Source organism: Ruegeria sp. CDSA141 (assembly GCF_059612005.1).
In genome coordinates this window covers 1-25828 of sequence record NZ_JBXWPT010000002.1, presented here as the reverse complement: position 1 = coordinate 25828, position 25828 = coordinate 1, and the positions used below count along the sequence as shown (strand labels likewise).

Genomic DNA, 25828 nt, shown 5'->3' with positions numbered 1-25828 from the left:
CATCTAACGCAATCTAGCGAAAAGGTCCAGTCTTTCAAAAAATGCAAGTGGAATCTTGCCCGTAGCGAAGATAAATTTCGCCTACGAGTGTCCAGATAACCCACTAATCCTTGGGTTTTCAGGCCCTGTCAACCCCCAAGTCTGGAGGAAATCGCCAGTTGAGCGGCAGCCAGCCGAGCGACCGGAACCCGGAACGGAGAGCATGACACATAGTCGAACCCCAGATCGCGACAGATGGCGATTGATTCGGGGTTTCCGCCGTGTTCTCCGCAAACAGACAGGGTCACATCCGGTTTCGCAGCTCGTCCCCGCTCAGCTCCAAGCTTAAGCAGTTCCCCTACCCCATCCGGATCAAGAACGTGGAACGGATCTTCCCGAAACACTCCCTGCCGAACATACGCCGACATAAAGCGCCCAGCGTCGTCGCGGGACAGACCATAGGTCATCTGCGTCAGGTCATTTGTTCCGAAACTCATGAACGCGGTCTGCGGGGCAATCTCTTCTGCGCGCAGACAGGCGCGCGGGGTTTCGACCATCACACCCAGCCGATATTCAAACTCCTGCCCTCGTTCCGACGCTACCGCCGCCGCCACCGTATCAATGCGGGACTTGACCAGTTCGACCTCTCGTTTCGCGGATACCAGCGGTATCATCACTTCGGGCACGACGGGGGCACCATTCTTTCTGGCATCCAGCGTGGCTTCAAAGATCGCGCGCGCTTGCATGTCATAGATTTCAGGCACGGTCACACCCAGACGAACACCGCGCAGGCCCAGCATCGGATTGTATTCGGTCATCGCATCAACCCGACGCTCGACATCGGAAACCGGCAAATCCAGCGCCTCGGCCAATTCCCGTTGACCGCTGCGCGTGGTTGGCAGGAACTCGTGCAATGGAGGGTCGAACAGACGAATGCAGACGGGCTGCCCTTCCATGATTCTGAACAGCTGAACAAAGTCCTCACGCTGCATCGGAAGCAAACGTTCCAGCACAGCCGCCCTGCCCGACGACGTTTGTGCAAAAATCATCTCGCGCATCACGATCAGGCGGCCGGGCTCAAAGAACATATGCTCTGTCCGGCACAAGCCGATCCCCTGCGCCTGAAAATTGCGCGCCGTTTGCGCATCGGCCGGTGTGTCGGCATTGGCGCGGATGTCAATATCACGCTCGGCATCGGCCCACGCCATCAATGTCTGAAAACAATCATCCAGCGCGGCTTCAAGCATGGCAGGCTGCCCCGCCAGCACCTGTCCAGAGCTGCCATCGATGGTCAGAACATCGCCAGTTTTGAAGACACGACCATCGGGCGCAGTCAGCATCTTCTGTTTTGTCTGGAACCGGATGTCAGAAGCGCCAACGATACAGGGCAAGCCAAGCCCACGACCAATCACGGCGGCATGGCTGGTCATCCCGCCTTTTTCAGTCAGAACCGCAACGGCAGCATGCATCCCGCGCACATCCTCGGGCGAGGTTTCGCGGCGAACCAGGACACAGGCCTCCCCGCGCGCGGCACTGGCCTGCGCTTCTGCAGATGTAAACACGATCTTTCCCGTTGAAGCGCCCGGGCTGGCACCGATGGCCGTCGTCAGCACATCACGCCGCGCTTCCGGATGGACCTGCCGGTGCAATAGTTCATTCAACGCGTGGGGGTCGACACGCATCACCGCCTCCTGCGGCGGTATGATCCCGTCTTCAGCCAGACGAACGGCAATTCGCACCGCCGCGCGCGAAGTTCTCTGAACCCGGACGCCATCCAGAATATGCACTTTGCCGTTTTGAATGACGAACTCGACCTGCATTTCTTCGCGCAGTTTTTTGCGCATCAACGCGGCTTGTTCCTTCAACTCGGCAAACGCTTTGGGGGCGACTTCTTCAAGCGACGGTCCACGCGGGTCTTTTTCAAGAAATAGTGCTGCCACATCTTCGCCCAGCGCATCCCGGCCCTGGCTCTGGCTCAGGTAACGCCCTGTGATCTGCGGCATTCCGGTGGTGGAGTCGACCAGTTGAAGCACACCTGACCCGCACTCACCTTGTCCGACCCCTGGGATCATCTCTTGAATGACAAGCCCAAGACCAGCATCTGCGGGGGCGCCTTTGGCCTGCCGCAACAGCCGTGCGGATGTCCCGTCCCATGCGCGGGCCATCGAGCGCAAAACCCCGATCAACTGCTCACCGCGGTCCTGCGGGAAGGCTTCGTCCGTTTCATCTTCGTATGCGCGCAAGGAATGGCGCAGACCTTCGCTGCCATCCATGTCGATGTCATCGAACACGTCCGCGTCCAGCCGCGCCACGTGGATCGCATAGCTTTGAACAAACCTGCGATACAGCGCTGCGGCGGCCTCTGCCCCCATGGTATCGGACAGGTCCACGTAGCGCGCATCATTCATACCAATATTCAGAACCGCACCGGGCCCACCCCAGTCGGGATCTTCGGAACTTGGTCGGACGCAAAGCAGTGTCGCCGGATCGAATTGCTCAAGGATCGCGTCAAGGTTCGGAACATCGCCTTCCGCAATCTGGTGGACTGCATCAAACGACAACGCGACGGTCCGGGGCACCGGCAGGTCCAGTCGAACCAGTCGTTGCAGACATTTGGCCCGCCCGCCATGCGTATGAGCCGTGACCGGAGCATCGGGTGTAATGAGCGTGGTATGCGGATTATTCTGCACTGCAGCACCTTTTGATTTGCGTGCAGCATAAGCGCTTGCGCCCTTCGTGCAAGGGCGTTGTGGGCACGCATCGCTGCGTGCCCGAGGTTTTAGCCTTCGATCCGCGACAGATCGGCCACGCTGGAACAAACCTGCCGAATCTGACTGAGCAGGTTCAGTCGGTTGCGGCGGACAACGTCATTGTCGGTGTTGACCTGAACGTCCTCAAAAAACCCATCCACAGGTCCGCGCAGCGCGGCCATGGCGGCCACAGCGGCTGGGAAGTCTTCGGACTTCAGAGCCACATCGATCTGCGACTGAGCCCTATCCAAAGCCGCAAAAACCGCCTTCTCGCTGTCGGTCTCGGCGAATTTCACATCTGCTCCGTAGGAGTATTCCACTCCGTCCTTTTCCTCGGCCTGGGTCAGGATGTTGTTGGCACGTTTGAACCCCTGCACGAGGTTTTCCCCATCCTCGGTCGCGATCACGGCATTCAGCGCGCGCGCTCGTTTGACCAGCAGATTGAGGTCGTCATTGCCATCCTTCGCGATACAGGCGTCGATGATGTCGTGGCGGATGCCTTCATCTCGGAGGAAGACCTTGAGCCGGTCGTGGAAGAAGGACAAAAGGTCATCGGACGTATCGGGAACCTTTTTCTCCAATCGCAGGAAGTCGCCGTTCGGCATCTTAGCCAGCTTTTCCTTGACCGCCTGGAAAGCCGCACCAAAGACGCCATGGTCTGCGATTTCGCCCAACAACGCATTGATATCATCGGTCGCCAGCGCATCATTTGCGGCACTTTCTGCGCGCACCAGTTGGCTGTCAAAATATCGATCCAGCTTCAGACGCAGGTTGTTATTCAACACCAGGCGAATAATACCCAACGCCGCGCGACGCAGAGCGAACGGGTCTTTCGACCCGGTAGGTTTCTCATCAATCGCCCAGAACCCGGTCAGCGTATCCAGCTTGTCCGCCAGTGCCACGGTCACCGACAGCGGCGCGGTTGGCACGTCATCCGATGGGCCCAGCGGTGAATAGTGTTCCTGCGCCACAGCAGCCACGGCAGCGTCTTCGCCTGCCGCTTCGACATAGTAACGCCCCATGAGCCCCTGAAGTTCGGGGAATTCATAGACCATCTCGGAACTCAGATCGGCCTTGGCCAGACGCGCGGCTTTCTCGGCCTGATCCGGGTCGGCGCCCGTCACCGGCGCGAGTTCACGGGCCAGCGCCGCGATGCGATCAATCCGTTGGGCCTGGGTGCCCAGCTTGTTGTGGAAGGTCACGTTCTCCAGCGCACGGGTCCATTGGGTGATGTCCGACTTGGCAATGCGCAGGTCGTTCTCCCAGAAGAACTTGGCATCGGCCAGACGTGCCGACAGCACCTTTTGGTTCCCCGCCAGTATGGTCGCGCCATTGTCAGCAGTTTCGCGGTTGGCGACGGTGATGAACCGTTCGATCCGACCTGTCTTGGTTTTGCGCACCGAGAAGAATTTCTGGTGCTCTTTCATCGAGGTCTGTAACACTTCGGGCGGCAGTTCCAGAAACTCGTCATCGATCTGGCCCATCAAAACCACGGGCCATTCGACCAGACCGGCCACTTCTGCCAACAGTCCCTTGTCTTCTACAATTTCCAGACCGGCGGCAAAAGCCATGTTCTGCGCATCATTCCAGATGTGCTCGGCGCGTTCATCCGGTGACAGAATCACGAATGCGCGTTTCAGCTTGGCGGCATAGTCCTCGAAAGACGTAACCGGGAACCGGTTGGGGGCCATGAAACGATGACCGGCTGTGGTGTTACCGGAACGGATGCCATCGACCTCCATCGGAACGACCTGCGCCCCGGCGTCATCGGTCAGGATGCACAGAATGGAATGCAACGGACGGACCCACCGCAGACTGCCACTGCCCCAACGCATGGATTTGGGCCATGGGAAATTGCGAATGGTGGCCTCCAGCACTTCGGCAATGATCTCGGCGGCCGGACGACCCGCCTTCTCGATGGTGGCGAAATAAACGGCGCCCTTGGGCGTCTCGCGCTCTTCCAGTTGGTCGCGGGTCATGCCCGCGCCCCGCAGGAAACCCTCAATCGCTTTGTCCGGCGCGCCGACCTTGGGTCCTTTGCGCTCTTCCCGGATTGTCGGGCTTTGCGCCAGCAGACCTTCCACCGCCAATGTCAGACGGCGGGGTGTCGTCAGGGTGGCAGCGCTTGAATAAGTCAAGCCAGCCTCGACCAGACCATCAGCAATCCGCTTTTTCAGATCCTCACCTGCTCGCGCTTGCATCCGCGCAGGAATCTCTTCGGAAAACAGTTCGATCAGCAAGTCGGGCATTGTCGGTCCTTAGAAATTTACGATCGTCTGAATGACGATGGCATTTGCGATATCCACAAAGAAGGCGGATACAAGGGGCAGCACGATAAAGGCAATAGGCGAAGGCCCATATCGCTTGGTTACCGCGGTCATATTTGCAATCGCCGTGGGTGTGGCGCCCAGGGCAAATCCCCCGAAGCCCGCTGCCAGCACCGCCCCCCGATAGTTCGAGCCCATCAAGGGAAACAAAACCCAAATCACGAAAACGACCGTGAACAGAGTTTGCGCCGACATGATCACGGCAATTGCCATGCCCAGTTCCGCGATGGTCCACAACTGCAGGCTCATCAATGACATTGCCAGAAAAGCACCAAGAGCGAATTCAGACAGCAATGCCAGTGACGGTGTACGCGCAACCTGCGGCGCCGACGGAGCGATGGCCGCTCGGACATTGGAGATCACGATGCCCATGATCAGACAGGGCACAAACAGCGGCAGTTTCAGCCCCGCTGCCGAAATCGCCTCGCCCAGCGCATAGCCCAGAATAATCGCAAGGTTCAGATGCAGCAGCACGCGCATAATGGTCATATGGTCAATTTCGGTGGCCGCCGTCGTTTTTTCCGGCAGTCCGACCGTATGTTCTTCGTCAGGGCGGTCCGGCGACAGGCCTCGTGTTTCCACCAGAAGACGGGCGATGGGGCCACCCACCAGCGCTGCAAGCACCAGACCAAGCGTTGCCACAGCAACGCCAAGTTCGGTTGCACCATCCAGACCCGTTGCGCCGGCCACTTCGGGTGCCCATGCGACTGCGGTTCCGTGTCCACCAATCAATGCGGCCGAACCGAACAGAACGCCAGCTTGCACCGGATAGCCAAACAAGGAAGCCCCCGCCGCGCCTATAACGTTCTGCGCAACGATCGTAACAAGCGTCAAAATCAGCAGGACCATCAAAGGCTTACCACCGGCAATCAAGTCAGAAAGCCGCGCGTTCAATCCGATTCCGGCAAAGAACAGAACCAGCAGAGCGTCCCTGGTCTGCAACTCGAATGACAGCTCAACATTGGCAACGAGATAGAGAAGCAAGACCACGAGCGAGGCCAAAAGGCCGCCTGTGACCGGTTCAGGAATGTTGAACTGTCTAAGAACCGCGACTTTGCTGTTAATCCGGGCACCCATCAAATACACCGCAAATCCCAGAGTTGCAGTAATGAAGTCCGGGATCAAAACGGCGTCGGCCATGGTTTTCCTCAGTTATCAGGCTGTTTTGGGCACTCCTCACCCACTACCGTACCGTCATAGGCTTTTTCACCGCAATTGTTCAACGCGTGCCAGACATACCCCTTGCCGTCCTTGGCAACCGCCACAATCCGGTCGACGCCGAAATGGATGTTTTTCACACCCAAGAACGCCTGAGCCTGACCTGATTTCAGCGCATCGCCTAGCGACACGGCGTCGTAACAGTCAAACCAACCCGGCGCGGTCAATGGTTCGGGGTTTTCGACAGGAATAAATCCGGCCATCTGATCCGGTTTTAGATCCGTTTCAAAACAGCCGCGGTAGCGGATCGGAGAACTGTCTGCGTCGATCGCCTGAAACTCTGAATAGGGGATCGGGACGGGCGTATCGCCTTCTTCCGTCATCAGGACCACGTCCTGACCGGGTTGCGCTTCGACCTCATAGTAGAAACCGTAGATCTGCAAATAATACATTCCGGCCCCGGCGACCAGGGCCGACAGCAACAGGACAATTGCCAGCAGTTTTCCCGTCATCTCTTAAACCGCCTCTTTCAAGTTCTTGTAAAATAGGACAGGTTTCATCCGAGTACAGGCATTAATGAGGTCAACACCATGGATTCCACGCTTGCTGTCGGTTTTTTCGGCGCATTGTTTGCGATCATGAACCCGGTTACCAACCTGCCGGTGTTTCTGAGCGTCACTCAGGACCTGCCTGCCGCCGACCAGCGCAAGATTGCGGTGAAGACGGTGATCTATTGCCTGATCCTTGGTGGTGCCTTTGCGCTGGTTGGAAGTCAAGCACTTGGCCTTTTTGGCATCAGCGTCAATCACCTGCGCGTCGCCGGTGGCCTGGTCGTCATGATGATCGGCCTCAACATGCTGAACGGAAACGAAAGCACCTCTCACCACGGAACGAAGGGAGAGAAGGAGGCTTACCCCGAACCAGACACTGTGGCCTTTTACCCGCTGGCCTTTCCTATCCTGGTGGGCCCCGGCACGATAACCACCCTGATCCTGTATGCACATCAGGTCCAAACTCCGGTCGAAGCCTTTGTTTATGCAGGAGTATTCCTCACCATAGTTGGCCTGCTTCTGATCACGTTCTGGAACGCCGCGTGGCTGGCTGAACGATTGTCCAGCAACGCGCGCGTGATCATGAGCCGCTTCATGGGCATGATCCTTGCCGCCATTGCCGTCAGCATGATCGCAGACGGACTCAAAGCACTTTTGCCCGGACTGGCCTGATTGCCTCATCAGGCCTGAAACCCGGCGGCCTCGGTCTGCACGAATGCATCCGCACATTGTTTGGTCAGCGCCCGAACTCGCCCGATATAGGCCTGCCGTTCTGTCACTGAGATTACCCCGCGCGCGTCCAGCAGGTTGAAGATGTGACTCGCCTTGATGCATTGATCATAGGCGGGATGCGCCATGATGATGCGTTTGCCAGTCTTGGGGTCCACATCCTCCTGCGCCAGGATGGCGGCGCACTCGACTTCGGCCTCTTCGAAGTGACGCAGCAGGACCTCGGTGTTCGCGACATCGAAGTTCCAGCGGGCGTATTCCTCTTCGGTCTGCTTGAAGATATCGCCGTATGTCAAAGGGCTGGGCGACTGGGGATCGTTGAACGGCATGTCCATCACGTGATCAATGCCCAGAACATACATGGCCAGACGCTCAAGCCCATAGGTCAGTTCGCCTGATACCGGTGCGCAGTCATGCCCGCCGACCTGTTGAAAATAGGTGAACTGGCTTACTTCCATTCCGTCACACCAGACTTCCCAACCCAGGCCCCACGCGCCGAGTGTTGGGCTTTCCCAGTCATCTTCGACGAACCGGATGTCATGCAGATCCATATCGATACCGATGGCTTGCAGGCTCCCCAGATACAGTTCCTGCAAATCCGGTGGGCTGGGTTTGATCAGCACCTGATACTGATAGTAGTGCTGCAACCGGTTCGGGTTCTCACCGTAACGCCCATCCGTCGGGCGGCGCGACGGTTGAACGTAAGCCGCGGCCCAAGCCTTGGATCCCAGCGCGCGCAGGGTCGTCGCGGGATGGAACGTTCCGGCCCCAACTTCCATGTCATAGGGCTGCAGAATCGCACAGCCTTTTGACGCCCAATAGGTCTGAAGCCGCAGGATGATCTCCTGAAATGAACGCGGTGCGCTGGTCGGTTCGGTCATGACATTCCCTCTGGGCGCCTTTACGCCCGGTTCCGGTCGGTTTTGCCCTTCCTATGCAAGGGGCCAAGGGGCGTCAACGGGGCTTGGGGCCAAGCCTGTATCTGCAGGGCCACACAGCAAATTCCCCGCATTCATGGCATGGCGTTTCGCAAGTGAATTCGCGTATTCTGTGCCAAAGCACGAACACTGCATAAAACGGGCAGATTATGACACGCGTATTTTCAATAATCCTATTGTTTCTTCTGGTCGGCCTGCGCGCCGCAACCGCGCAACAAGATCCCGGCGTCTGGGTCCAGATCGAGGCTCAGCCCTCGCTGAGCAAAGCACAAGAGCGGGCACAGGCCTATGCCGGCGCGTTACCGGACGTGAACGGATTTCGTCTGAACAGCGGCTGGTATGCAATCGTGATCGGCCCTTATGCACGCACTGACGCCGAACAGGTATTGCGCGTTTATCAGACCGAGGGCCAGATCCCGCGCGACAGCTACATCGCATTTTCCAGTGCGATGGGACAACAGTTCTGGCCCGTCGGAGCAAATGTACTGAACCGTGGCACCGTCGCGGCACCAATTGAACCGGCAGCGCAACTGGAAGAAGCCCCGGCCGTGGTCACGCCTCAGAATTCGGATGAAAACCGCGCACAGGCGCTGCAGTCCGAACGTCTGCTGACCGCGCAGGAACGCAAAGATCTGCAAACGGCTCTGCGCGCGGCCGGGTTTTACAACTCGACCATTGATGGTGCGTTCGGGCAAGGCACCCGCCGCTCGATGAGCGATTGGCAGCGCTATAACGGGTTTGATGCAACGGGGGTGCTGACCACTTTGCAGCGCAAGGCCCTGATGGATGAATACAACGCGCCGCTGATCTCTGTCGGAATGGAGCGGTATTCCGACGACAAGGCCGGGATTGTGCTCGACATGCCTCTGGGCGCTCTGAGCCTTGATCGTTATGAAGCCCCCTTCGCACAATTCAAAAGCATCTCTGACCTGAACGCCAACGCGCTCCTGATCAGCCAGGAGGGAGACAAGAACACGCTCCGCGCCCTTTACGAGGTGATGCAATCGTTTGAGATCGTTCCGCTGAATGGCCCTCGTGAACTGGGCCGCGACCGGTTTACCCTTGAAGGACGCGGCAACGGCATAGTGTCCTTTACGCAAGCGCAATTGGCGGATGGAAAAATCAAGGGTTTCACCCTTGTCTGGCCCGAAGGAGACGAGGCACGTCGCCTGCGAGTTCTGTCAGCGATGAAGTCCAGCTTCAGCACAACGGATGCGGTTCTGGATGCCGCCGCCGGTGCATCCGCAGAACAGCGCATTGATCTGGTGTCGGGCCTTCAGGTCCGCAAGCCCCGACTGACACGTTCTGGTTTCTTCGCGGATGAGAATGGGACAGTACTGACGGTTTCTGAGGCCGCAGACAGGTGCACGCGGATCACGCTGGATGGTGATCAGGAGGTTCAACTGGCCCTGACAGACCCTGAACTTGGCGTTTCAGTCCTGCGTCCTGCAAAGACACTCGCCCCCATGAGCGTCGCCGCATTCAGTGCCGCCATTCCGCGCATCAAGTCGGAGGTGGCCGTGTCCGGCTATTCCTATGAGGGCGCATTAGGCGGCCCTTCTCTGACCTTCGGGCAGGTCGCTGACGTTCGTGGGCTGAAAGGTGAGGCGGGCGTCAAGCGTCTGGCGTTGAACGCCCAACCCGGCGACGCAGGCGGCCCCGTTTTCAATGACAGCGGCAACGTCGTCGGAATGCTGTTGCCCACACCGTCCGAAGGGCGCACCCTGCCCGCTTCGGTCAGCCTTGCGGCCACCGTTGATCGGTTGACCGAAATTCTGGCAGAGGCCGGAGTGGCCGGTCAGTCGAGCGAGGAAACCACACGGATCTCGCCCAATGAGTTGAACCGGCGCGCAACCGGGATGACGGTTCTGGTTCGCTGCTGGGATTGATCCGACAGCACATCAACAAAAAGCGCCGCAGGAAAGTGCGGCGCTTTTTTGTTACAGAATGTCAGGTGTCACGTGGATCAAGGTTGGCACAGGTGCGTCGAATGCGGCTCGGACTGCACTTTGCATCTCTGCCACATTCGAAGGTGCTGAAGAGCGCGCACCGAAGGCTTGGGCGAGTTTGCAGAAATCAGGATTGTGGGCCATGACCGCATTGGGGGCGATCTGACTGCGCACCATACTGTCCTCGATTTCTTTCAGTTTGCCGTTGTCCCATAGAATGATGGGCAGCGACAAACCCAGTTCAACCGCCACGCCCAGTTCCTGCATCGTGTAATGGAACCCGTAATCCCCGGCGATAACGGCCGTGGGTTTGCGGCGTCGGGCAACCGCCCCGCCAATACCGGCGGGCAACCCATAGCCAAGAGTGCCAAACCCCGTCGGATGATGCCAGTGATGAGGATAGGCCATGTCCCATACCTCTTTTGCTACGTAAGCAAATTGCGTCATGTCCGAATAGATCATGGTGTCGGCCGGCATGGCCGCACGCAGGGCATCTGCAATCGGCACGATTCCCGGCCGCTCGGCATCCACCTCAGCACGCCAGCGGGCGCGCGTGTCGGCCACTTCCTCGGCTGACCAGCCCGTTGCTGGTTTCATGTCCTGGGTTGCGTGCCACAGGGCGCGGGCAAAGCTCTGGCTGTCGACTTGCAGCTTGATGGCGGCGCGGCGGCGATCAGACAGAACCTCGGGGTCGAGATCAACGCGTATCAAGGTCGCCTTGTGCCCCAACTCATGCCGCCACAAATCGACCTCGCCCAGCTCGGCCCCTACCGCGATCACCAGATCAGCCGATGCTATCACCTCGGCACTGCTAGGACGCGGCAACATGGACCCGAAATCCAGCGGATAATTTGCGCCCGACAGCCCACGTCCGGCATAGGTGGTAAAGCACGCCGCCCCCAGCTGCGTCAGAATCTGCCGCCATTCATTGGATTTGCAGCCCCCACCCAGAATGAACAGCGGCCTGCGGGTCAGGTTCAACATGGACACAACCGATGACACGTCAGGCGGCAACGCTTTGGTGCGCAGCGCGGGCTGGTTGGGGAACGGCGCCGGGTCGGCCTCGGCCTCCAACTGTGCGATGGGCACCTGAATGTGCTTGGGTCGCGGGCGCAAAAGCTCGAATTCTTCAAACGCCCGTTCTATCAGCCCATAGGCAGCTTCGGCGGAATCGGCCTGTAGAGACCAATCCGCAACCGTACCGGCCGCGGCACGTTGATCTTTCATCTGGTGCAACTGGCCCCGGACGGCATGTGTTTCATCCAGACAGGAGGACAGAATCAGCATCGGAACCGAGTCGCTGTAGGCCTGTCCGATCGGGGTCATGATGTTGCACAAACCGGGACCGGTGATCACATAGGCGACGCCGGGCTGGCCGGTCGCACGCGCGTAACCGTCAGCCATAAAGCCAGCCCCCTGCTCGTGCCGGGCCAGAACATGCGTGATTCCGGCCTCTTCGATACCGCGATACATTTCCTGATTGTGGACACCGGGAATGCCGAAAATCACATCCACACCACGATCCTTGAGCATATGCGAGATTTGCGCGCCAAGGGGTCTTTTCATCAGCCTCTCCAGAATTGAACGGTGAAGATCGCGTATACGGCCAAAAGCTCGAGCCGCCCGACCAGCATTCCGGTTGTCAGCAGCCATTTGGCCGTATCGTTGAGACCTGCAAAATTACCCGCAGGTCCGATCTGATCGCCAAGACCCGGGCCAACGTTGGCCAGCGCTGTCGCGGCCCCGGACACGGAAGTAATGAAGTCCAGACCTGTCAGTGCCAGCGCCCAGGACAACACGCCCATCGACAGAACGAAGAACATGAAAAAACTCATCACCGAGGTCAGAACGTCCCGTCCGACCGGCCTTCCATCATAGAGCGGCATGAACACGCCATGAGGGGACCTGATCCGTTTGATCTGGCTTCTGATCGAGGCAAACAGCAACTGATACCGGAAAACCTTGATCGAACACGCCGTCGACCCCGCGCATCCACCTATCAATCCGATCAGGAAAAACAACATGATCGGAAAGCTGCCCCACCCCATGTAATCGACACTGGCATATCCTGTCCCCGAGATGATCGAGGTGATATTGAACAACGACTCGCGGAACGCCTGTTCCCAGTGATGGGGAAAGACCGAGGTCAGAAAGACTGACATGATGACAACCAGAACCAGAATGGTCGCCAGAAATGCCCGTATTTGACTGTCTTTCCATAAGGACGCCGTATGACCATTGGCCAATTGGACATAGCGCACAAAGGGAAGAGCCGCCAAAATCATGAAGACGGATGCAGCATATTCGGCCGGGCCTGAAAATGTTCCAAACGAGGCATCATAGTTCGAAAAACCGCCGGTAGACATCGTCGTGAATGCGTGCACCAACGCGTCAAAAAAACTCATCCCTAACCCGGCATAGACCAGCACGCATACAAGAGTCAGAAAGACGTAGATCAGGGAAATCTGTCCCGCAATCTCTTGCGCGCGTGGCAGGATTTTTCCCATGGTTTCAAATCCTTCCGATCGGAAGATTTGCATGCCACCAACCCGCAATTCCGGCAGGAACACCATGGCGACAACGATGATACCGATACCCCCCAGCCATTGCAGGATACCCCGCCACAACAAAAGCCCCTGCGGCAGCGCGTCCAACCCTGATATCACGGTCGAACCTGTCGTCGTCAGTCCTGACATCGCCTCGAAATACGCATCGACAAAGCGCAGCTCGGTTTCACCGAACAGAAACGGAATTGCACCGAAGACGGGCAGCGCAACCCAGACCCCTGTTGTCAACAGAAAGGTCTGCCGAATGGTCAACCCCTCGCCCACGCCATTCGAACAACTCATCGCCAGAACGGATCCGGTCAGCATCGTGATGATCGCGCTTTCCAGGAAGACATTCCATTCGCCGCGACCCTCGATGATGTCCGCAAGCATAGGAAACAGCATGGTCGCCCCAAGAATGGCGACCAGCAAGCCAATCACATATCCGACCGGGCGAAGATCCATCATAACGCGCAGCGTTGGCGCGCCAGCCCGACCGTGTCAAGCAGATGATCCCGGATTACGCGTCTGTTTTGGTATCTGCCCCCGGCATCGAGGGTGGATTCGACGGCGACCGGGTTTTGCGCGCCTGCGGTTTTGATTGCTCTACCGCTGCCGCGGGTTTTGGCTGCGTAGCAGAAGGCGCTTGCTTCGGAGATGCTGCCTTGGGCGTACGGGGCGCGGGTTTTGCTCGGGTCGATTCGGTTTTTTCAAGCGTCTTAGCAGCTTTGGACCGTGCGGAGGGCGCCTTGGCCGCGGAATCCGCAGGTCGGGCCCGAGGTTTTTTCACCGGGGCTGATGCACCCGAGGAAGACGCGGCAGGGGTCGCGTTCCGTGCAACTGGCTTAACGTTATTGGCACCAGATACAGCCGGTTTCGTTTCTGTTTTTGGCTGCGGTGCCGGTTTTGGTGCTGGTTTGGCTTTCACTGCAGTTTCAACCCTAGGGGTGGCGGCGGCGCGTGGCTTCGCGGAAAACTCTGCAGGTTTGGGTTTGGGTTCGGGTTTCGGTGTAACCGCAACAACCTTCTTTACCGGTTTCTTCGCAACAGCGGTCTTTTGGGCCGCTGAATTTGACACGCGCGGCGCGGTAGCATTGGCCTTGACCGTCGTCTTTTTAACCGGTTTTGCAGGAGCTGATGCAGCCGAGTGCAGTGCTTGCACAGGTGCCATGGGCAGTTCAAACGCAGAACGGGCCACAATTTGCATGATCTTTATCTGGTTGACCATTGCGTAGCCTGCCATGCGAATTGCCGCAGCTTGAAACTCCAGCGGTTGGGTAATCGGATTCATTACATGTTTCTCCTGTAAAAACGATGCAGCCCGAGATTTGTGACTAGTGCCTTGTCCGCTTCGATTTCTCGAGCGACGGTTTCGGTCTTGCAGTCCAAGGCGTCTCACGTCTCGGCCTCCTTTCAGGGCCGTTCACCATTCAATTGGCATACAACGGCTGCTGCATTCCCTATGGACATACAACAAAAAAACGAGCAGATGCAGCATTTTTGCTGCATTGCGGCAAAGGAGCGCCTACAGATGAAATCTCTGATCAAATTCTAACCGCTTACGCAGGTGTATTCACCCAACGTGAAACAGGGTGGTGAACAGTCTTGGATCCAAGCTGGATGCCGCAAAGGTTGGTCCTTCGGTCAGAATCGACACGGCGTCGTGGCTGTGCAGGCTTTCCTGATGGCTGGCGACAACCCGGAAATCACCGACGTGATGATCTGCCAGCAATTCAGCGCAGAACAAGCGCGCCGCATCTTCGACAAAAATCGGATTGGCGGCGTTTAGCTCGGCAAAAGCCTGTTCATCTTCACGTTTGACCATGACCTGCGTTTCGGTCGGAACCGCGCGTCGGCATAGCTCGATCAGGTCTTCAAACCACAGACAATCGGCGTCGCAATCGACGACCACGGAAATCCGCGCGACAGAACGTTGCGAATGCGGTGTCGCCAATTGTCCCCGCGTGGAACGGGCATGTTCACTCAGTTCCAAAGAGCACGGGCAGGTCGAGGAATAGACATAGTCCAGATGCATGATCTTCTGGCGCACACCGTTGGATTCCACCAGTTCCAGAGCGATGTCGTAATACTGGTACCCTTCCAGACCCGATCTCAGGCTCTTGATCTTGTCCGGGTAGGAAAACCGCATTTGGATACGGGCATCGAAACTGTCCAGATCGGTCATGTAGTCGTCAAGCGCCGCCTCCATCACTTCGAAACTGAATGTGCGCTCAGCATGTTTGTAGAATGACCGCATGATCCGGGACATGTTGATGCCCTTTTTCTCGGCCTCAAGGCTGACGGTACCGGTGATTGACGTCTCAAGCGTCAGGTCTTCACCCTCTTTCCGATGAAATCGGATCGGCAGGCGGAAATTCGAGATGCCGACATGCTGTATCTGCTGCTTGGCACCGCGGATCAGGCTGGACGGACCGTTTTGCAAATCAGGCAATGTCGCGCGGTAATCCGCGTCAACTGAGAAACCATCCGGGTACTCGCGCGAGAGCGAAGGGTAGTTCACCGCAGTCATGCCGGGCACCAGCCGCGCAATAGCCGGATCCAGTTGGCTGATCTCGGATGCCGTCGCAGATTCCGCCCATTGCCGCAGAACCTTCAGAGCCTCGGCGGCTTTTTCCTGATCCGGAGTATCATCAATGTCGCGCGGGTGAACGTTCATCGGCTGCGGTTCCTCGAATGGTCGGCAGAATATATACGGCTGCAGGTCACTTACCAGTTTAACCCATTACGCAGGAAATAGCAGTCCGGATTGAAAAAACCGGCGCAAAACCGTCATTTCGCAACGAATTACGCCTTTCGCAGACGCAAAGGTCAGGCTTCAACCGTGAATACCACCCGAAAAGACACCGCGTTCACAGACAACGCGACGCCCCCAGACGGTAAGAGGCTTTTCACTGTGCTCCAGTTTTTTTCTGCGAAGCCTCCAATGCCTGCTGGATGTCCGCCAGCAGGTCCCTTGCGTCTTCCAGGCCAACTGAAAAACGGATCAGGCCCGGCGTTATGCCCAGCTCATCTTTTTGTGCATCGCTCAGGCGCTGGTGGGTGGTGGTCGCCGGGTGCGTCGCGATCGACTTGGCATCGCCCAGGTTGTTGGAGATCACAGGAATGGTCATCGCATTCAGGAAAGCAAAAGCCGCGTCCTTGCCACCCTTGATATCCAGAGACAACACGGTTCCGCCCTTTCCGCCAAGTTGCGATTGAACCAGAGCATTTTGCGCGTGGGTCTTCAAACCAGGGTAAAGGGTACGCAACAGCGCGGGATGCCCTTCAAGCGCCTCCGCGATCCTTTGCGCGCTGTCGGCCTGCGCATTGACGCGCAGCGCCATGGTTTCCAGACCTTTGAGCATGACCCAGGCGTTGAACGGGCTGAGCGCGCCGCCGGTATGCTTCAGATACGGCTCAACGGTTCCGCGGATGAAGTCCCTGGTGCCGATGATGACGCCGCCCAGCGCACGGCCCTGCCCGTCAATGTGCTTGGTTGCCGAATAAACGACCACATCCGCGCCCTGTTCTATCGCGCGCGAGAAGACGGGCGTCGAGAACACATTGTCCACCACCACAATGGCACCGACTGCATGGGCCAGCTCGGACACGGATGCGATGTCTATCACTTCAAGAGTCGGGTTCGACATGGATTCGAAGAAGACCGCCTTGGTGCCCGGGCGGATCGCTGCCTGCCATTGCTCCAGATCGGTGCCGTCCACAAAGGTAACTTCGACGCCAAAACGGGTCAGGATGTTCTCAAGAATGTACAGGCAGGACCCGAACAGTGCCTTTGCTGAAACAACATGGTCCCCGGCCTTCAACATCGAGGTCAGCGCACCGTTGACCGCCGCCATGCCCGAGGCCGTCGCGAACGCATCCTCGCCACCTTCAAGTGCCGCTATACGCTGTTCGAACATAGATACGGTCGGATTGCCATAGCGGGCATAGATGAACTCATCGGGGCCGCATTCCAGAAACCGGGCTTCGGCCTGTTCGGCGCTTTCGTAGACAAAGCCCTGCGTCAGGAAAATCGCCTCGCTCACCTCATTGTACTGACTGCGGCGGATACCGCCATGGACGGCTTGTGTGCGCTTGTTCCAGTTCTCGCTCATCTCATTCCTTTCAGCCTCTGGCGGAGGCAAACAAAAAACCCCAGACGCGGCCAAGCGAAAGGGGTCTTTCATCCTGACCTTTTAGCGGTGTTGTTTAGCGTGGCCCGCAATCCGGTAACAAATCGCCACGTAGCTCTGGGATGGCAATACGCCTCGGGCGGTTTGCGGTCAAGCCCGGCTTGCATTCGGTCACGCTTTCGTAAACCGCACTTGCCGAGCCGGCAGAAACCCGCATGATCCCCCCAACATCAGGAGAACACATGGCTGACCCGATTGATCTGTTTTTCTGGCCCACACCGAACGGCTGGAAAGTGTCCATCGCTCTGGAAGAGATGGAGCTGCCCTACACCACTCATCTGATCGATATCGGAAAGGGTGATCAGTTCGCCCCCCGATTCCTGAAGATCGCCCCGAACAACCGGATGCCAGCAATCGTGGATCCAGACGGGCCAGATGGTACACCGATCTCGGTTTTTGAAAGCGGCGCAATCCTGATGTATCTGGCCCGCAAGACCGGGCGGTTCTATGGAAAGACCGAGCGTGAGCGGATCGCCGTCGAAGAATGGCTGATGTGGCAGATGGGCGGCGTTGGTCCGATGGCCGGTCAGGCGCATCACTTCCTGAAATACGCCCCTCAGCTGAGCCCCCCACAGGACCTGCCCTACGCCAAAGACCGTTACCGGGCCGAGGTCGGTCGTCTTTACGGGGTACTCGACAGACGGCTGGCCGAGAACGAATACGTTGCAGGAGACTTCTATTCGATTGCAGACATGTCGATCTGGGGCTGGGCCAGCCTGTGGGAAGGGCAGCAGCAAGTGCTGGAGGACAAACCCCACTTTGCGCGCTGGCTGAAGGCCGTCGGCGCCCGCCCCGGCGTTCAGGCCGGGCGCGCTCTGCACGCAGATCTACGTGGAGACAATCGCGACAAGCAGGCGCAGGAGGTCTTGTTCAAACGATGACTGCGTTGAAAACCCGTTTGGATTGACGCTGATCATCGGCCCTGGCTGCCTTGGTCGCGGCAGGATCGGCTAGCGAAACTTGAATTCGGGCTCCGCAGGGAAAGACATCGGTCTATTCCTCCAAACCCCACTGCGCAACGCGGCAGTATTTCTGTGGTCAACGCGCATCCGGGGCGTCAGGACAAAAGCCGCTTGCGTTTTCCTTACCGCGTTTTTCCCAACTGGTTCTGCGGGTCGCTCATTCGTATCGATAGAAAGGCCACCCGGCACCTTCGAGCGCGCCGAACGAAAGTTGGGAACCGAATGCATTTTTTCACCGGTTTCTTCCACCAAACGTGTCATCTCTTTGCGCTTTAGATGTTGCAATTCCGAGAGGTATTTTTGGGTTTTCCCAAGGTGTCTGTGCTCGAAAGAATGGGCATTCAATGCTTCTTCGATCATTCTGGCGGTATGCACATATCCCTTTGAGCGTGTAAGCGCCAAGAGCTCCTCGAGGCGACTGGTTATCTGGCTCTCATCCAGATGGACGTTTTTTTCGAAATATCCATGTTGTGTTACGTTGGGCATCTGAACCGACTCTGAGATGATGTGAGTAGCGTGCAATCGCGTCTGCGTTCTGACACAGGCGACGCATAGAGTTGCCTGCCATTACTCACGCGGCATCAAAGAGTCGACCAACCAGCGCCAAAGTGGCAAAAAAGCGCCTCTGTTCCGCCGTTGCATCAGGGGGCAACCAGGCGAGCACAGGTCTTGGTGCGCGCAAGGCGGCAACGCAGACGTCGGCTTTTGCCCGTGAAAGCTGGCCTACCCCTCGCCCCGCACCAGCACATCCAACATCCCCGAAATATCCTCGATATCTTCCGCAATCACATGGGTCACTGAATGCGCCCGCTGCATCCGGCCTGTCACTTTCAGCAACCGCCCCGAAATCACCGCACGGCGGAACTGTTCGTAGATTTTGCGCCAGACCACCACATTCACGATCCCGGTCTCATCTTCAAGCGTCAGAAAGATCACGCCCTTGGCCGTCCCCGGCCTCTGCCGCAGGATCACCAGCCCGGCCACAGCCACGCGCGCACCCTCGGACGGGGAATCCAGTTGGTTGGAAGGCAGACAAGACGGCGGGCGCGGCCAATCACGGTTTGAAGCCACAGGGCGAATGGGTGTAACAAGCATAAGAACAAAAATAGAACAAATGGCAAGAAAGTCCAGACACGGCGCACTGAGTCGCAAATGAGGCTGGAAAGACCTAAATGCCTTCACTAAGGAAGAAATCGAACATCGCAAAAGGAAGACGCACGCAATGGCAAAGATCACCTATGTCGAGCACGGCGGTACCGAACATACAGTCGAGGTCGCCAACGGACTGACCGTCATGGAAGGGGCCCGTGACAACAACATTCCCGGCATCGAGGCCGATTGCGGCGGCGCCTGCGCCTGCTCGACCTGCCATGTTTACGTCCATCCCGACTGGATCGAAAAAATTCCGGCAAAGGATGACATGGAAGAAGACATGCTGGACTTTGCGTTCGAGCCCGATCCGGCCCGCTCGCGCCTGACCTGCCAGATCAAAGTCACGGATGCGCTGGACGGGCTGGTCGTTCAGATGCCCGAAAAACAAATCTGATGTCTTCATGGCCGGTCGCCGCCGTCGCAATCGCATTTGGCGTTTGTCCGTTTCAGGCTCGGTCACAGCAACCATGGCAATATGAACCACTGGGCTCGGCGGAATACGCCGAACCCACTTCGCGGTATCCACATGGCGTTCTCGGCGATCAGATCGAGTACGGCGCGTTGGTTCTGCAATACGCACCTACATGGGCAAAATATACAATCCGGCTACCCAAGGAACGGGTTTTCGAAGACATCCAACCGCGCCTTGTCGACATAGACAATGATAACCGTCGCGAAGCACTTGTAGTCGAAAGCCATCGCGACAAAGGTGCAAGGCTCGCAATCTACAACGGTGGCGGCCTTATCGCTGCAACTCCTTACATAGGCACCCGCTTCCGCTGGCTCGCCCCGATTGGGGCCGCCGACCTGGACGGCGACGGGCATATCGAGATCGCTTACATCGACCGCCCTCACCTAGCCAATACATTGCGTATCTGGCGCTTCAAAGACGGCGGGTTGGCAGAAGTCGCCGCTCTGCCCGGATTGACCAACCACAGGATCAGTGAAGATTTCATTTCCGGCGGCCTGCGCACCTGCGGCGACCGCCCGGAACTGATCGTAGCCAGCGCCGACTGGTCGCGGATCGTCAGCGTCTCCTACGACAACGGCTGGATCAAATCTGACCTGGGCCCGTTCAAAGGCCACAACAGCCTAGCCCAAGCCCTGAACTGCTGATCCGCCTCTTCATCTGGCCAAAAACAGCCTGGGGGGGGGTGGGCGGTTGAAAGAAAATCGTCCAGTGGACGATTTCGACCGCGAACGCGCACAGCGCAGGGAGACCGCAAAACCGAGGGGGCAGCGACCTTAGCCCATTCGTTAGTTGTACTTTCAGTTGCGGTCGAGAAGTTGTCACCCCTGATTGTGATCCATCGGGCATTGCCCAAGCGCGAACGTCAAAATCGGCCCAAAGGCGACCTTGAACACGTGGTTGCGATGCTGCGGTCGCAGCCTGCTTAGCGGACATTCGCCGTGACCGCGAAAACTAAAGTAGATTGAACTCACCATTTGCGGACGAAGCTGACTTTGCAGGACCGGTTATGCGTTCCTTTCCTAGCAATAAATTTCGTAGGCTCTATCATGCTGGCGTTGCCCCACTGTCGAAGGAAACAACATGTTACGTTCAATGCTAATCCCCGCAGTTCTCATTGCACCTCATTGTCTGACTGCTGCAGAGAAAGTGTCGGCAACGAACTTCTATGTCGTCAACCAAGAGCAAATTTCCGCGGGCGAGGACGTGTTCTGGAAAGAGGACAACTATGGGACTTATACCGTTGACGAGGGACCAATCGATCCTGGTTTTGTCCGGTGCGTGGGCTCGGGTTTCGGCGGACCCAGCGGTGTCAGCGGCGGTGGTGTCTGTGTTTATGGTGAAGAAGAGGACACGTTCACCATGAGATGGGAGGTTGTTTCATTCGGCGTCAACAACTGGCGGATCGTTTCCTCTACCGGCAAATATTCGGGGATGGCTGGAAGTGGGACGACCAAAACACGTGTGGCGTCAAAATTCCTGGCGCTACCACACCGTATTTCTGACTGGGAAGGCGAGGTTGACTTGCCCGATAAGGATTGAAACTCGAACTGAAAAGGTCGGGGATGATGCTGGTTCGAAATGTTGGCAAAGCCCGTATAGGGCTCAGTTCTGACATTGGAGCGGTGGCAGTATAAGCCCCTGCCCCGGTGACCATGACATGCCGAACGGGCTATTAACGCTGTGTTTGCCCGTCCATGCGGGCGCAACCAAATTGGACTTTCAATTCATTGTCGTACACACAGTGAAACATTCTCGTTACCGCTGAGGGGATCAAACGGGAAACCACGATCGTGGTTCGCCAAAGACATCATGTGCTGCTGCGTGACCCGTAGGACCTGTCGTTCGTTGCTCTCGCAAAATTGCCGTTTGATCAATCTCACAACTCGCGGGACAGATCTGCCATTCGCCAGGCTTTCCCGTAATTTGACTCACTCAGCTTGTTGGGGTTGGCGGTGAAAGAAGCGGGCAAAAAGCCGACCGTCAGTTACGACAAAGCCCAACGCTATGATGGCAAACCCAACCCAAGCGTTGGGCTCCATCTTTTCACCAAGAAACGTGACACCAAGGCCGATAGCGAACGGTGGGATCAGCAGCGTAACCAATAGAAGATTGGCGGCTCCGGCGCGCGCGAGGATTGCGAAATAAAGTACATAGGCCAGCGCTGTTGATAGAGCGGCTATCCCAATAAGCGCTGCCCATACACCAGCAGACAGAGCGAAGTTTGGGGGGCCATCCATCACAAGAACAATGGGGATCATAAGTACTGTGCTGCCGATCAGCATACCAAGTGCATTTACAAGTGGTGGTTGGCCCGAAAGAGCTGTTCTGCCCCAGACCCCAGCAAAAGCATAAGAGAGCGTCGCCCCAAGGATAGCCAGCTGTGCCAGATTGCTCGGGTTAAACTCAGTTAATGCGCTTGGCCCCATAATGAAGGCCACCCCTATAATACCCAAGGCAGCACCGGCTATTTTCTTCGGAGTCAGCGGCTCATCCTTCAGAAGTAAGCCAGCCACGACCGCTGCAAACATTGCTGTTGTTGCGTTGAGGATTGAGGCCAACCCGCTGTCTATTTGCGTTTGCCCCCAGAAGATCAACGAAAATGGGATGGCATTGTTGAGCGCTCCCATGACGAGATAAACTCCCCATACCTGAGGGGCACGTGGAACACTCAATCCTTTGAATAGGACGATGAGTGCCAGAATAGGGACTGCCCAGATCACCCTATGCAGCGTTATTGTCAGCGGGGGCACTTCGGCCAGTGCAACCTCGCCGAAGAAGAAGGACCCGCCCCAAACCGCAGCGAGCAGAAGCAGCATGACGCTTGCTGTAAAATCCATTGCTGGCATGGGGCGATTTGTCATGTCTTCTGGTTCCGTCACTAACTATCACCTAACGGATTAGCTTACGTGACCCCGACACCGCGACCCGGTTCTTGCGGAAAACCATTACAAAGCCAGCTTCCATCTATCCAATTGTGAACGGCTGTATTCGTCTATCGGTGGAGTGCCTCAGCAATCATTTCTGCAAGCCTTTCGGGTTGATCAACGCTCGCCCAGTGTGTGGCCTTTTCGAGAACGATCCGATCCATCTTGTTTTCTTCCAGCCAACGAACGGTGCTATCCGGACAGTTGTCGGGGTTGTAGAGATAAATCACATTTGCCGCGTTCAGCAAAAGCTCGCCGGGCACGCAGCCTGCTGAAAAATGCCGTGCGTCGGTGCCGAGTTGCCACAGCGCCAGAGTATCGGCCTTCGATACCTCATCGCGATACCGTCGAATTATTGGTGCCGTTTTTGCCATTTCATCAAGCCGCTCAAGAAACGCCGCACGAAACGCAACCGGATCACTGTAGTCGGCGGCAGTTCCAGAAAAATAGGCATCCTCAGCAGTGATATTTCCTTCTAAAGAAATGATGGTTGTCAAAGGACAGCTGGCCTTTTTGGCAGCCAGTGAAGCTATGATTGAAGCAACCGAATGAGCGACAATAATCTCGGCTCCGTGCTTGTTCGCTTCGTCGGCGACGGTTTGCGCGAGTGCTTCGAGAGTTGTTTTCTTTGCCAGAGGCTGAGCGCCAAATCCCGGAAGATTAATCGGTAGCAGACGAAAGCTGTTGGCAAGGTTTGTGTTAGCCAAGCCTTCAAACATGCTCGCATTGTCACCAAATCCTGCAACACAGAGAATGGCGGGTCTTTCATCGTTCAATTGACTGGGGCATTTGGTCATTTCGGCTTCCAGAGCATCGTATGCGGACATTAACACGGCTCCGCAGCATTCGACACTTTGGGCTCAGTCCGGTCATCTGACGGTTTCTGTATATCTCAGGATCGGTTCAGACGACCTCAAGTTTGGCTCAGCGCACTAACTTGCCTTCGGTCCGAGTGGTTTCACTATAGTGGGGTCTGCGGTACCGAGATTGTTTTTAACCCATCAGTGGCTGTATGCCCGGACAGGCAGGCGGCGGCGGCCCTCTCTCCAAATTTGAGGCAACTCTCAATTGGCCAGTCTTCGTGGATTCCATGGACAACGCCGGAGCAGAAAGCGTCACCTGCGCCCACCGGGCTGATTATTTGCTCCGCAGGTATAGGGTCCGGTGCGAAAGCGATTTCAACCTCGTTCTCACAACATACAATTTGCGTCGGGCTATGGATTATGACAGCCCGGTTGACCCCGCCAGACTTCAGAATGCGAGCCGCTTTCATCATTTCGTTGGCATCAGTTCTCTGCGTCAGGGTGATACCTGTCGCCTCCTCGGCTTCAAGTTCGTTCGCAAACAGAAAATCGATTTCCGGAAGCGTCTTTGACACGATGTCTCTGTATGCGCCGGATCTGAAAGATGCGAGGTCAACGCAGGTTAGCATGCCCGCAGCTCTGGCGTCCGACAAAACCAGTGCGGCACTGGTTTTGTCCTCCGGCAGAACCTCATCCAGCTTATCGAGCAAAGTTAGATAACCAAGATAAAAGAGCCTAACTCCGGCCGCCGATAACTCATCAATTTTTATCGACGAAGCGTCAAACAAACTGTTCGCACCACGGTGGTGGAAGAACGTGCGGCTGTCGCCCTGCACGTTCATTACATGCGTCTGTGATGTTGTTGCCCGTGTTGTTCGCTGCAAGCCGTTCACCGGTAGCCCCACCTCGGCGCAAAGACGCAAGACTTCGTCGCCCATAGCTCCCGCGCCGATCAGCCCGATTGGGATCACCGGGTAACAAACACCCATAGCTTTCAAACCCAATGCGACATTGGCCGGTCCGCCGCCAAGGTCGATATGCTGGTTTTCAATAAGCGCCAGACCTGACTTTTCTGGCCAATGCGAAATTGTGTGCACCGTGTCGAGAATCCAATTTCCCGCGCAGGCGATGCCTTGCCTCACTTTTCCGGGCTGTATCGGACTGAGCACGTAAAATTCCTACATAGAAAGTAATGATGCCGTGAGATTAACAGACCTCTTTGAGCTGCGCACTCAGCAACCAGGTTACTGATTGATCTACTGTCGCCTCAGGCCACCAGACAATCATCTTTCCAACGAAACGCTTCTTCAGTCGCTTTGGGCTAAATAATGGGCGCCTACCGCGTTTTGCTGAATGACCTCAGGGTCGTTCAGCACGATTCCAATCATTTCGTCTGCTGAAAATAGTTTGCTTGGTGCGTGGCGAATGTTTTGGAGCTTTAGTTTCTGTCTGATCTCCGCTCTTTTTTGGTTGCAATGCGCCAGGTTTTTTCCCTTTTCAAATCACCCTGAACTGTCCTACGGGCGCTGACGACAGCCCGTTTGCGGTAAGAGCGCATCGGCATCACGACGAGCGTTGAAGCACTGGCTGTCATCGGGTTTTGCTATCCCCAAAGCAAGGGCTCCACCAATTTTGACGGCTGTGACTAAGTTCAGTTCATCAGACCCTATGAGATACGGCGCGAAGTTCTTATCATGGCCGGCATGAGAGATACGATAAGCCCCTCCCCGGAACTTGCAGCGATTGTGGAGCGTTGGATAAACGCCTATGGCCGGGGCGATGGTGAGACGGTGGCACATCTATTTTCTGACGATGCTGCCTTGTCATACTTCGGCTCAGCCCAAGGTGAGGCCTGGAAAGGTGATGCTCTGCGTCGCGGTATGGAGCAATACATCGGAGAGGTCCCACGATTCCGGTGGAACGCAAAGGAACTGAGAGGATTTGAATGTGGATCACTTGGTTGGGTGGAATGGGAAGCAAGGATTGATGGCATTGAGACAGGGCAGTCCGCGCATCTGCGCTCCACAGTCATTCTGAAACTCGAAAAAGGGTCCTGGAAGATCGTGCACGTTCACAATTCCATTCCGGTCAACAACGTCGAAGGCTTCGGATACGAGGCCAGAGGCTTTGAGGAGTTGCTCGATGCCGCCCTCTCTACACCCTACGAACTCGGGCAAAGTGGGATTGCGACCATTATGTTTACTGACATAGCGGATAGCACGACAATTGCTGAGGCTATAGGAGATACACTTTGGACAGACGCCCTCGGAAGACATCTGCGACTGGTCGAAACACAGATTGTTGAAAGCGGTGGACGTTTAGGTTCTGGACCTATTAATTTGGTTGCGGTCGACTTGGCTGCGTGATTCAAGCCCCTGAGTTTCAGGGGTGTATC

The 25828-nt window shown here is 56.8% G+C and carries 22 protein-coding genes and 1 riboswitch; of the genes, 8 read left to right on the top strand and 14 right to left on the bottom strand.

The window, feature by feature from the left end:
• Positions 1-128 precede the first annotated feature (128 nt).
• The 4 genes from AC2FLP_RS04070 to AC2FLP_RS04055 form a co-directional block, all read right to left on the bottom strand.
• Positions 129-2669, bottom strand: a complete 2541-nt coding sequence (locus tag AC2FLP_RS04070; protein WP_496681688.1) for a putative PEP-binding protein — start codon at positions 2667-2669, stop codon at positions 129-131.
• Between the two features lie 89 nt (positions 2670-2758).
• Positions 2759-4978 carry a glycine--tRNA ligase subunit beta gene (gene glyS / locus AC2FLP_RS04065; RefSeq protein ID WP_496681686.1) on the bottom strand — a complete coding sequence of 740 codons (2220 nt, stop codon included), beginning with the start codon at positions 4976-4978 and terminating at the stop codon, positions 2759-2761.
• Between the two features lie 9 nt (positions 4979-4987).
• Entirely contained in the window at positions 4988-6196 is a 1209-nt protein-coding gene (gltS, locus tag AC2FLP_RS04060) for a sodium/glutamate symporter (protein WP_496681683.1), read from the bottom strand.
• A gap of 8 nt (positions 6197-6204) precedes the next feature.
• Entirely contained in the window at positions 6205-6726 is a 522-nt protein-coding gene (locus tag AC2FLP_RS04055; protein ID WP_299896108.1) for a DUF6446 family protein, read from the bottom strand.
• A 78-nt stretch (positions 6727-6804) separates the two neighbouring features.
• Here AC2FLP_RS04055 and AC2FLP_RS04050 point away from each other — a divergent pair, with 78 nt between their 5' ends.
• A complete protein-coding gene (locus tag AC2FLP_RS04050) occupies positions 6805-7437 on the top strand; it encodes a MarC family protein (protein ID WP_496675070.1) in 633 nt (210 codons plus the stop codon).
• An 8-nt stretch (positions 7438-7445) separates the two neighbouring features.
• Here AC2FLP_RS04050 and AC2FLP_RS04045 read toward each other — a convergent pair whose 3' ends face one another.
• Positions 7446-8375, bottom strand: a complete 930-nt coding sequence (locus tag AC2FLP_RS04045) for a glycine--tRNA ligase subunit alpha (RefSeq protein WP_299896102.1) — start codon at positions 8373-8375, stop codon at positions 7446-7448.
• 206 nt (positions 8376-8581) lie between these two features.
• Between AC2FLP_RS04045 and AC2FLP_RS04040 the strand changes: the two genes are divergently transcribed.
• The gene (locus AC2FLP_RS04040; protein WP_496681679.1) at positions 8582-10321 is read left to right on the top strand and encodes a serine protease; all 1740 of its coding nucleotides are present in this window, start codon (positions 8582-8584) and stop codon (positions 10319-10321) included.
• Positions 10322-10372: 51 nt separating this feature from the next.
• Here AC2FLP_RS04040 and AC2FLP_RS04035 read toward each other — a convergent pair whose 3' ends face one another.
• Positions 10373-11947, bottom strand: a complete 1575-nt coding sequence (locus AC2FLP_RS04035; RefSeq protein WP_299896096.1) for a thiamine pyrophosphate-binding protein — start codon at positions 11945-11947, stop codon at positions 10373-10375.
• Positions 11947-13395 (bottom strand): TrkH family potassium uptake protein, encoded by a 1449-nt coding sequence (locus AC2FLP_RS04030; protein WP_496681676.1) that lies wholly within the window; start codon positions 13393-13395, stop codon positions 11947-11949. Before AC2FLP_RS04030 ends, AC2FLP_RS04035 begins: the two co-directional genes overlap by 1 nt.
• Before the next feature lie 11 nt (positions 13396-13406).
• Here AC2FLP_RS04030 and AC2FLP_RS04025 point away from each other — a divergent pair, with 11 nt between their 5' ends.
• Complete coding sequence (locus tag AC2FLP_RS04025) at positions 13407-14162, top strand: hypothetical protein (protein WP_496681673.1); 756 nt, start codon at positions 13407-13409, stop codon at positions 14160-14162.
• A 338-nt stretch (positions 14163-14500) separates the two neighbouring features.
• On the opposite strand, the gene folE2 is transcribed toward AC2FLP_RS04025, so the two are convergent.
• Positions 14501-15604, bottom strand: a complete 1104-nt coding sequence (gene folE2, locus AC2FLP_RS04020; protein WP_117869343.1) for a GTP cyclohydrolase FolE2 — start codon at positions 15602-15604, stop codon at positions 14501-14503.
• 232 nt (positions 15605-15836) lie between these two features.
• A complete protein-coding gene (gene metZ / locus AC2FLP_RS04015; protein WP_117869344.1) occupies positions 15837-17042 on the bottom strand; it encodes an O-succinylhomoserine sulfhydrylase in 1206 nt (401 codons plus the stop codon).
• Between the two features lie 61 nt (positions 17043-17103).
• Positions 17104-17181: riboswitch (SAM riboswitch) on the bottom strand.
• Between the two features lie 121 nt (positions 17182-17302).
• Here metZ and AC2FLP_RS04010 point away from each other — a divergent pair.
• Positions 17303-18001 (top strand): glutathione S-transferase N-terminal domain-containing protein, encoded by a 699-nt coding sequence (locus AC2FLP_RS04010; RefSeq protein ID WP_496681670.1) that lies wholly within the window; start codon positions 17303-17305, stop codon positions 17999-18001.
• A gap of 69 nt (positions 18002-18070) precedes the next feature.
• Here AC2FLP_RS04010 and AC2FLP_RS04005 read toward each other — a convergent pair whose 3' ends face one another.
• Both AC2FLP_RS04005 and AC2FLP_RS04000 read right to left on the bottom strand, forming a co-directional pair.
• Entirely contained in the window at positions 18071-18568 is a 498-nt protein-coding gene (locus tag AC2FLP_RS04005) for a hypothetical protein (protein ID WP_496681668.1), read from the bottom strand.
• 237 nt (positions 18569-18805) lie between these two features.
• The gene (locus AC2FLP_RS04000) at positions 18806-19177 is read right to left on the bottom strand and encodes an OB-fold nucleic acid binding domain-containing protein (RefSeq protein ID WP_117869347.1); all 372 of its coding nucleotides are present in this window, start codon (positions 19175-19177) and stop codon (positions 18806-18808) included.
• A 127-nt stretch (positions 19178-19304) separates the two neighbouring features.
• On the opposite strand from AC2FLP_RS04000, the gene AC2FLP_RS03995 reads away from it, so the two are divergent.
• The 3 genes from AC2FLP_RS03995 (at position 19305) to AC2FLP_RS03985 (ending at position 21245) form a co-directional block, all read left to right on the top strand.
• Entirely contained in the window at positions 19305-19628 is a 324-nt protein-coding gene (locus AC2FLP_RS03995; RefSeq protein ID WP_117869348.1) for a 2Fe-2S iron-sulfur cluster-binding protein, read from the top strand.
• Positions 19628-20350 (top strand): FG-GAP repeat domain-containing protein, encoded by a 723-nt coding sequence (locus AC2FLP_RS03990; protein WP_299896077.1) that lies wholly within the window; start codon positions 19628-19630, stop codon positions 20348-20350. Before AC2FLP_RS03995 ends, AC2FLP_RS03990 begins: the two co-directional genes overlap by 1 nt.
• Positions 20351-20786: 436 nt before the next feature.
• Positions 20787-21245: a hypothetical protein gene (locus tag AC2FLP_RS03985; RefSeq protein ID WP_496681664.1), complete on the top strand. Its 459-nt coding sequence runs from the start codon at positions 20787-20789 to the stop codon at positions 21243-21245.
• A gap of 389 nt (positions 21246-21634) precedes the next feature.
• Here AC2FLP_RS03985 and AC2FLP_RS03980 read toward each other — a convergent pair whose 3' ends face one another.
• The 3 genes from AC2FLP_RS03980 to AC2FLP_RS03970 all read right to left on the bottom strand — a co-directional run bounded on the left by AC2FLP_RS03980 (position 21635) and on the right by AC2FLP_RS03970 (position 24530).
• Entirely contained in the window at positions 21635-22585 is a 951-nt protein-coding gene (locus AC2FLP_RS03980; RefSeq protein WP_496681661.1) for a DMT family transporter, read from the bottom strand.
• 113 nt (positions 22586-22698) lie between these two features.
• Positions 22699-23457, bottom strand: coding sequence for an alpha/beta fold hydrolase (locus AC2FLP_RS03975; RefSeq protein WP_496681658.1), 759 nt, complete (start codon positions 23455-23457; stop codon positions 22699-22701).
• A gap of 134 nt (positions 23458-23591) precedes the next feature.
• Positions 23592-24530, bottom strand: a complete 939-nt coding sequence (locus AC2FLP_RS03970) for a carbohydrate kinase family protein (protein ID WP_496710047.1) — start codon at positions 24528-24530, stop codon at positions 23592-23594.
• Positions 24531-25127: 597 nt separating this feature from the next.
• On the opposite strand from AC2FLP_RS03970, the gene AC2FLP_RS03965 reads away from it, so the two are divergent.
• Complete coding sequence (locus tag AC2FLP_RS03965) at positions 25128-25799, top strand: nuclear transport factor 2 family protein (RefSeq protein WP_496681653.1); 672 nt, start codon at positions 25128-25130, stop codon at positions 25797-25799.
• The last annotated feature ends 29 nt before the right edge of the window (positions 25800-25828 follow it).

Excerpts from the sequence above, each read along its gene's own strand:
- AC2FLP_RS04055 (WP_299896108.1), bottom strand. The coding sequence starts at position 6,726 with ATGACGGGAAAACTGCTGGCAATTGTCCTGTTGCTGTCGGCCCTGGTC.
- folE2 (WP_117869343.1), bottom strand. The coding sequence starts at position 15,604 with ATGAACGTTCACCCGCGCGACATTGATGATACTCCGGATCAGGAAAAA.
- AC2FLP_RS03975 (WP_496681658.1), bottom strand. The coding sequence starts at position 23,457 with ATGTCCGCATACGATGCTCTGGAAGCCGAAATGACCAAATGCCCCAGT.
- AC2FLP_RS04045 (WP_299896102.1), bottom strand. The coding sequence starts at position 8,375 with ATGACCGAACCGACCAGCGCACCGCGTTCATTTCAGGAGATCATCCTG.
- gltS (WP_496681683.1), bottom strand. The coding sequence starts at position 6,196 with ATGGCCGACGCCGTTTTGATCCCGGACTTCATTACTGCAACTCTGGGA.
- AC2FLP_RS03990 (WP_299896077.1), top strand. The coding sequence starts at position 19,628 with ATGTCTTCATGGCCGGTCGCCGCCGTCGCAATCGCATTTGGCGTTTGT.
- AC2FLP_RS04000 (WP_117869347.1), bottom strand. The coding sequence starts at position 19,177 with ATGCTTGTTACACCCATTCGCCCTGTGGCTTCAAACCGTGATTGGCCG.
- glyS (WP_496681686.1), bottom strand. The coding sequence starts at position 4,978 with ATGCCCGACTTGCTGATCGAACTGTTTTCCGAAGAGATTCCTGCGCGG.
- AC2FLP_RS04010 (WP_496681670.1), top strand. The coding sequence starts at position 17,303 with ATGGCTGACCCGATTGATCTGTTTTTCTGGCCCACACCGAACGGCTGG.
- AC2FLP_RS03985 (WP_496681664.1), top strand. The coding sequence starts at position 20,787 with ATGTTACGTTCAATGCTAATCCCCGCAGTTCTCATTGCACCTCATTGT.
- AC2FLP_RS04040 (WP_496681679.1), top strand. The coding sequence starts at position 8,582 with ATGACACGCGTATTTTCAATAATCCTATTGTTTCTTCTGGTCGGCCTG.
- AC2FLP_RS04005 (WP_496681668.1), bottom strand. The coding sequence starts at position 18,568 with ATGCCCAACGTAACACAACATGGATATTTCGAAAAAAACGTCCATCTG.
- metZ (WP_117869344.1), bottom strand. The coding sequence starts at position 17,042 with ATGAGCGAGAACTGGAACAAGCGCACACAAGCCGTCCATGGCGGTATC.
- AC2FLP_RS04050 (WP_496675070.1), top strand. The coding sequence starts at position 6,805 with ATGGATTCCACGCTTGCTGTCGGTTTTTTCGGCGCATTGTTTGCGATC.
- AC2FLP_RS03995 (WP_117869348.1), top strand. The coding sequence starts at position 19,305 with ATGGCAAAGATCACCTATGTCGAGCACGGCGGTACCGAACATACAGTC.
- AC2FLP_RS03965 (WP_496681653.1), top strand. The coding sequence starts at position 25,128 with ATGGCCGGCATGAGAGATACGATAAGCCCCTCCCCGGAACTTGCAGCG.
- AC2FLP_RS04030 (WP_496681676.1), bottom strand. The coding sequence starts at position 13,395 with ATGATGGATCTTCGCCCGGTCGGATATGTGATTGGCTTGCTGGTCGCC.
- AC2FLP_RS04035 (WP_299896096.1), bottom strand. The coding sequence starts at position 11,947 with ATGAAAAGACCCCTTGGCGCGCAAATCTCGCATATGCTCAAGGATCGT.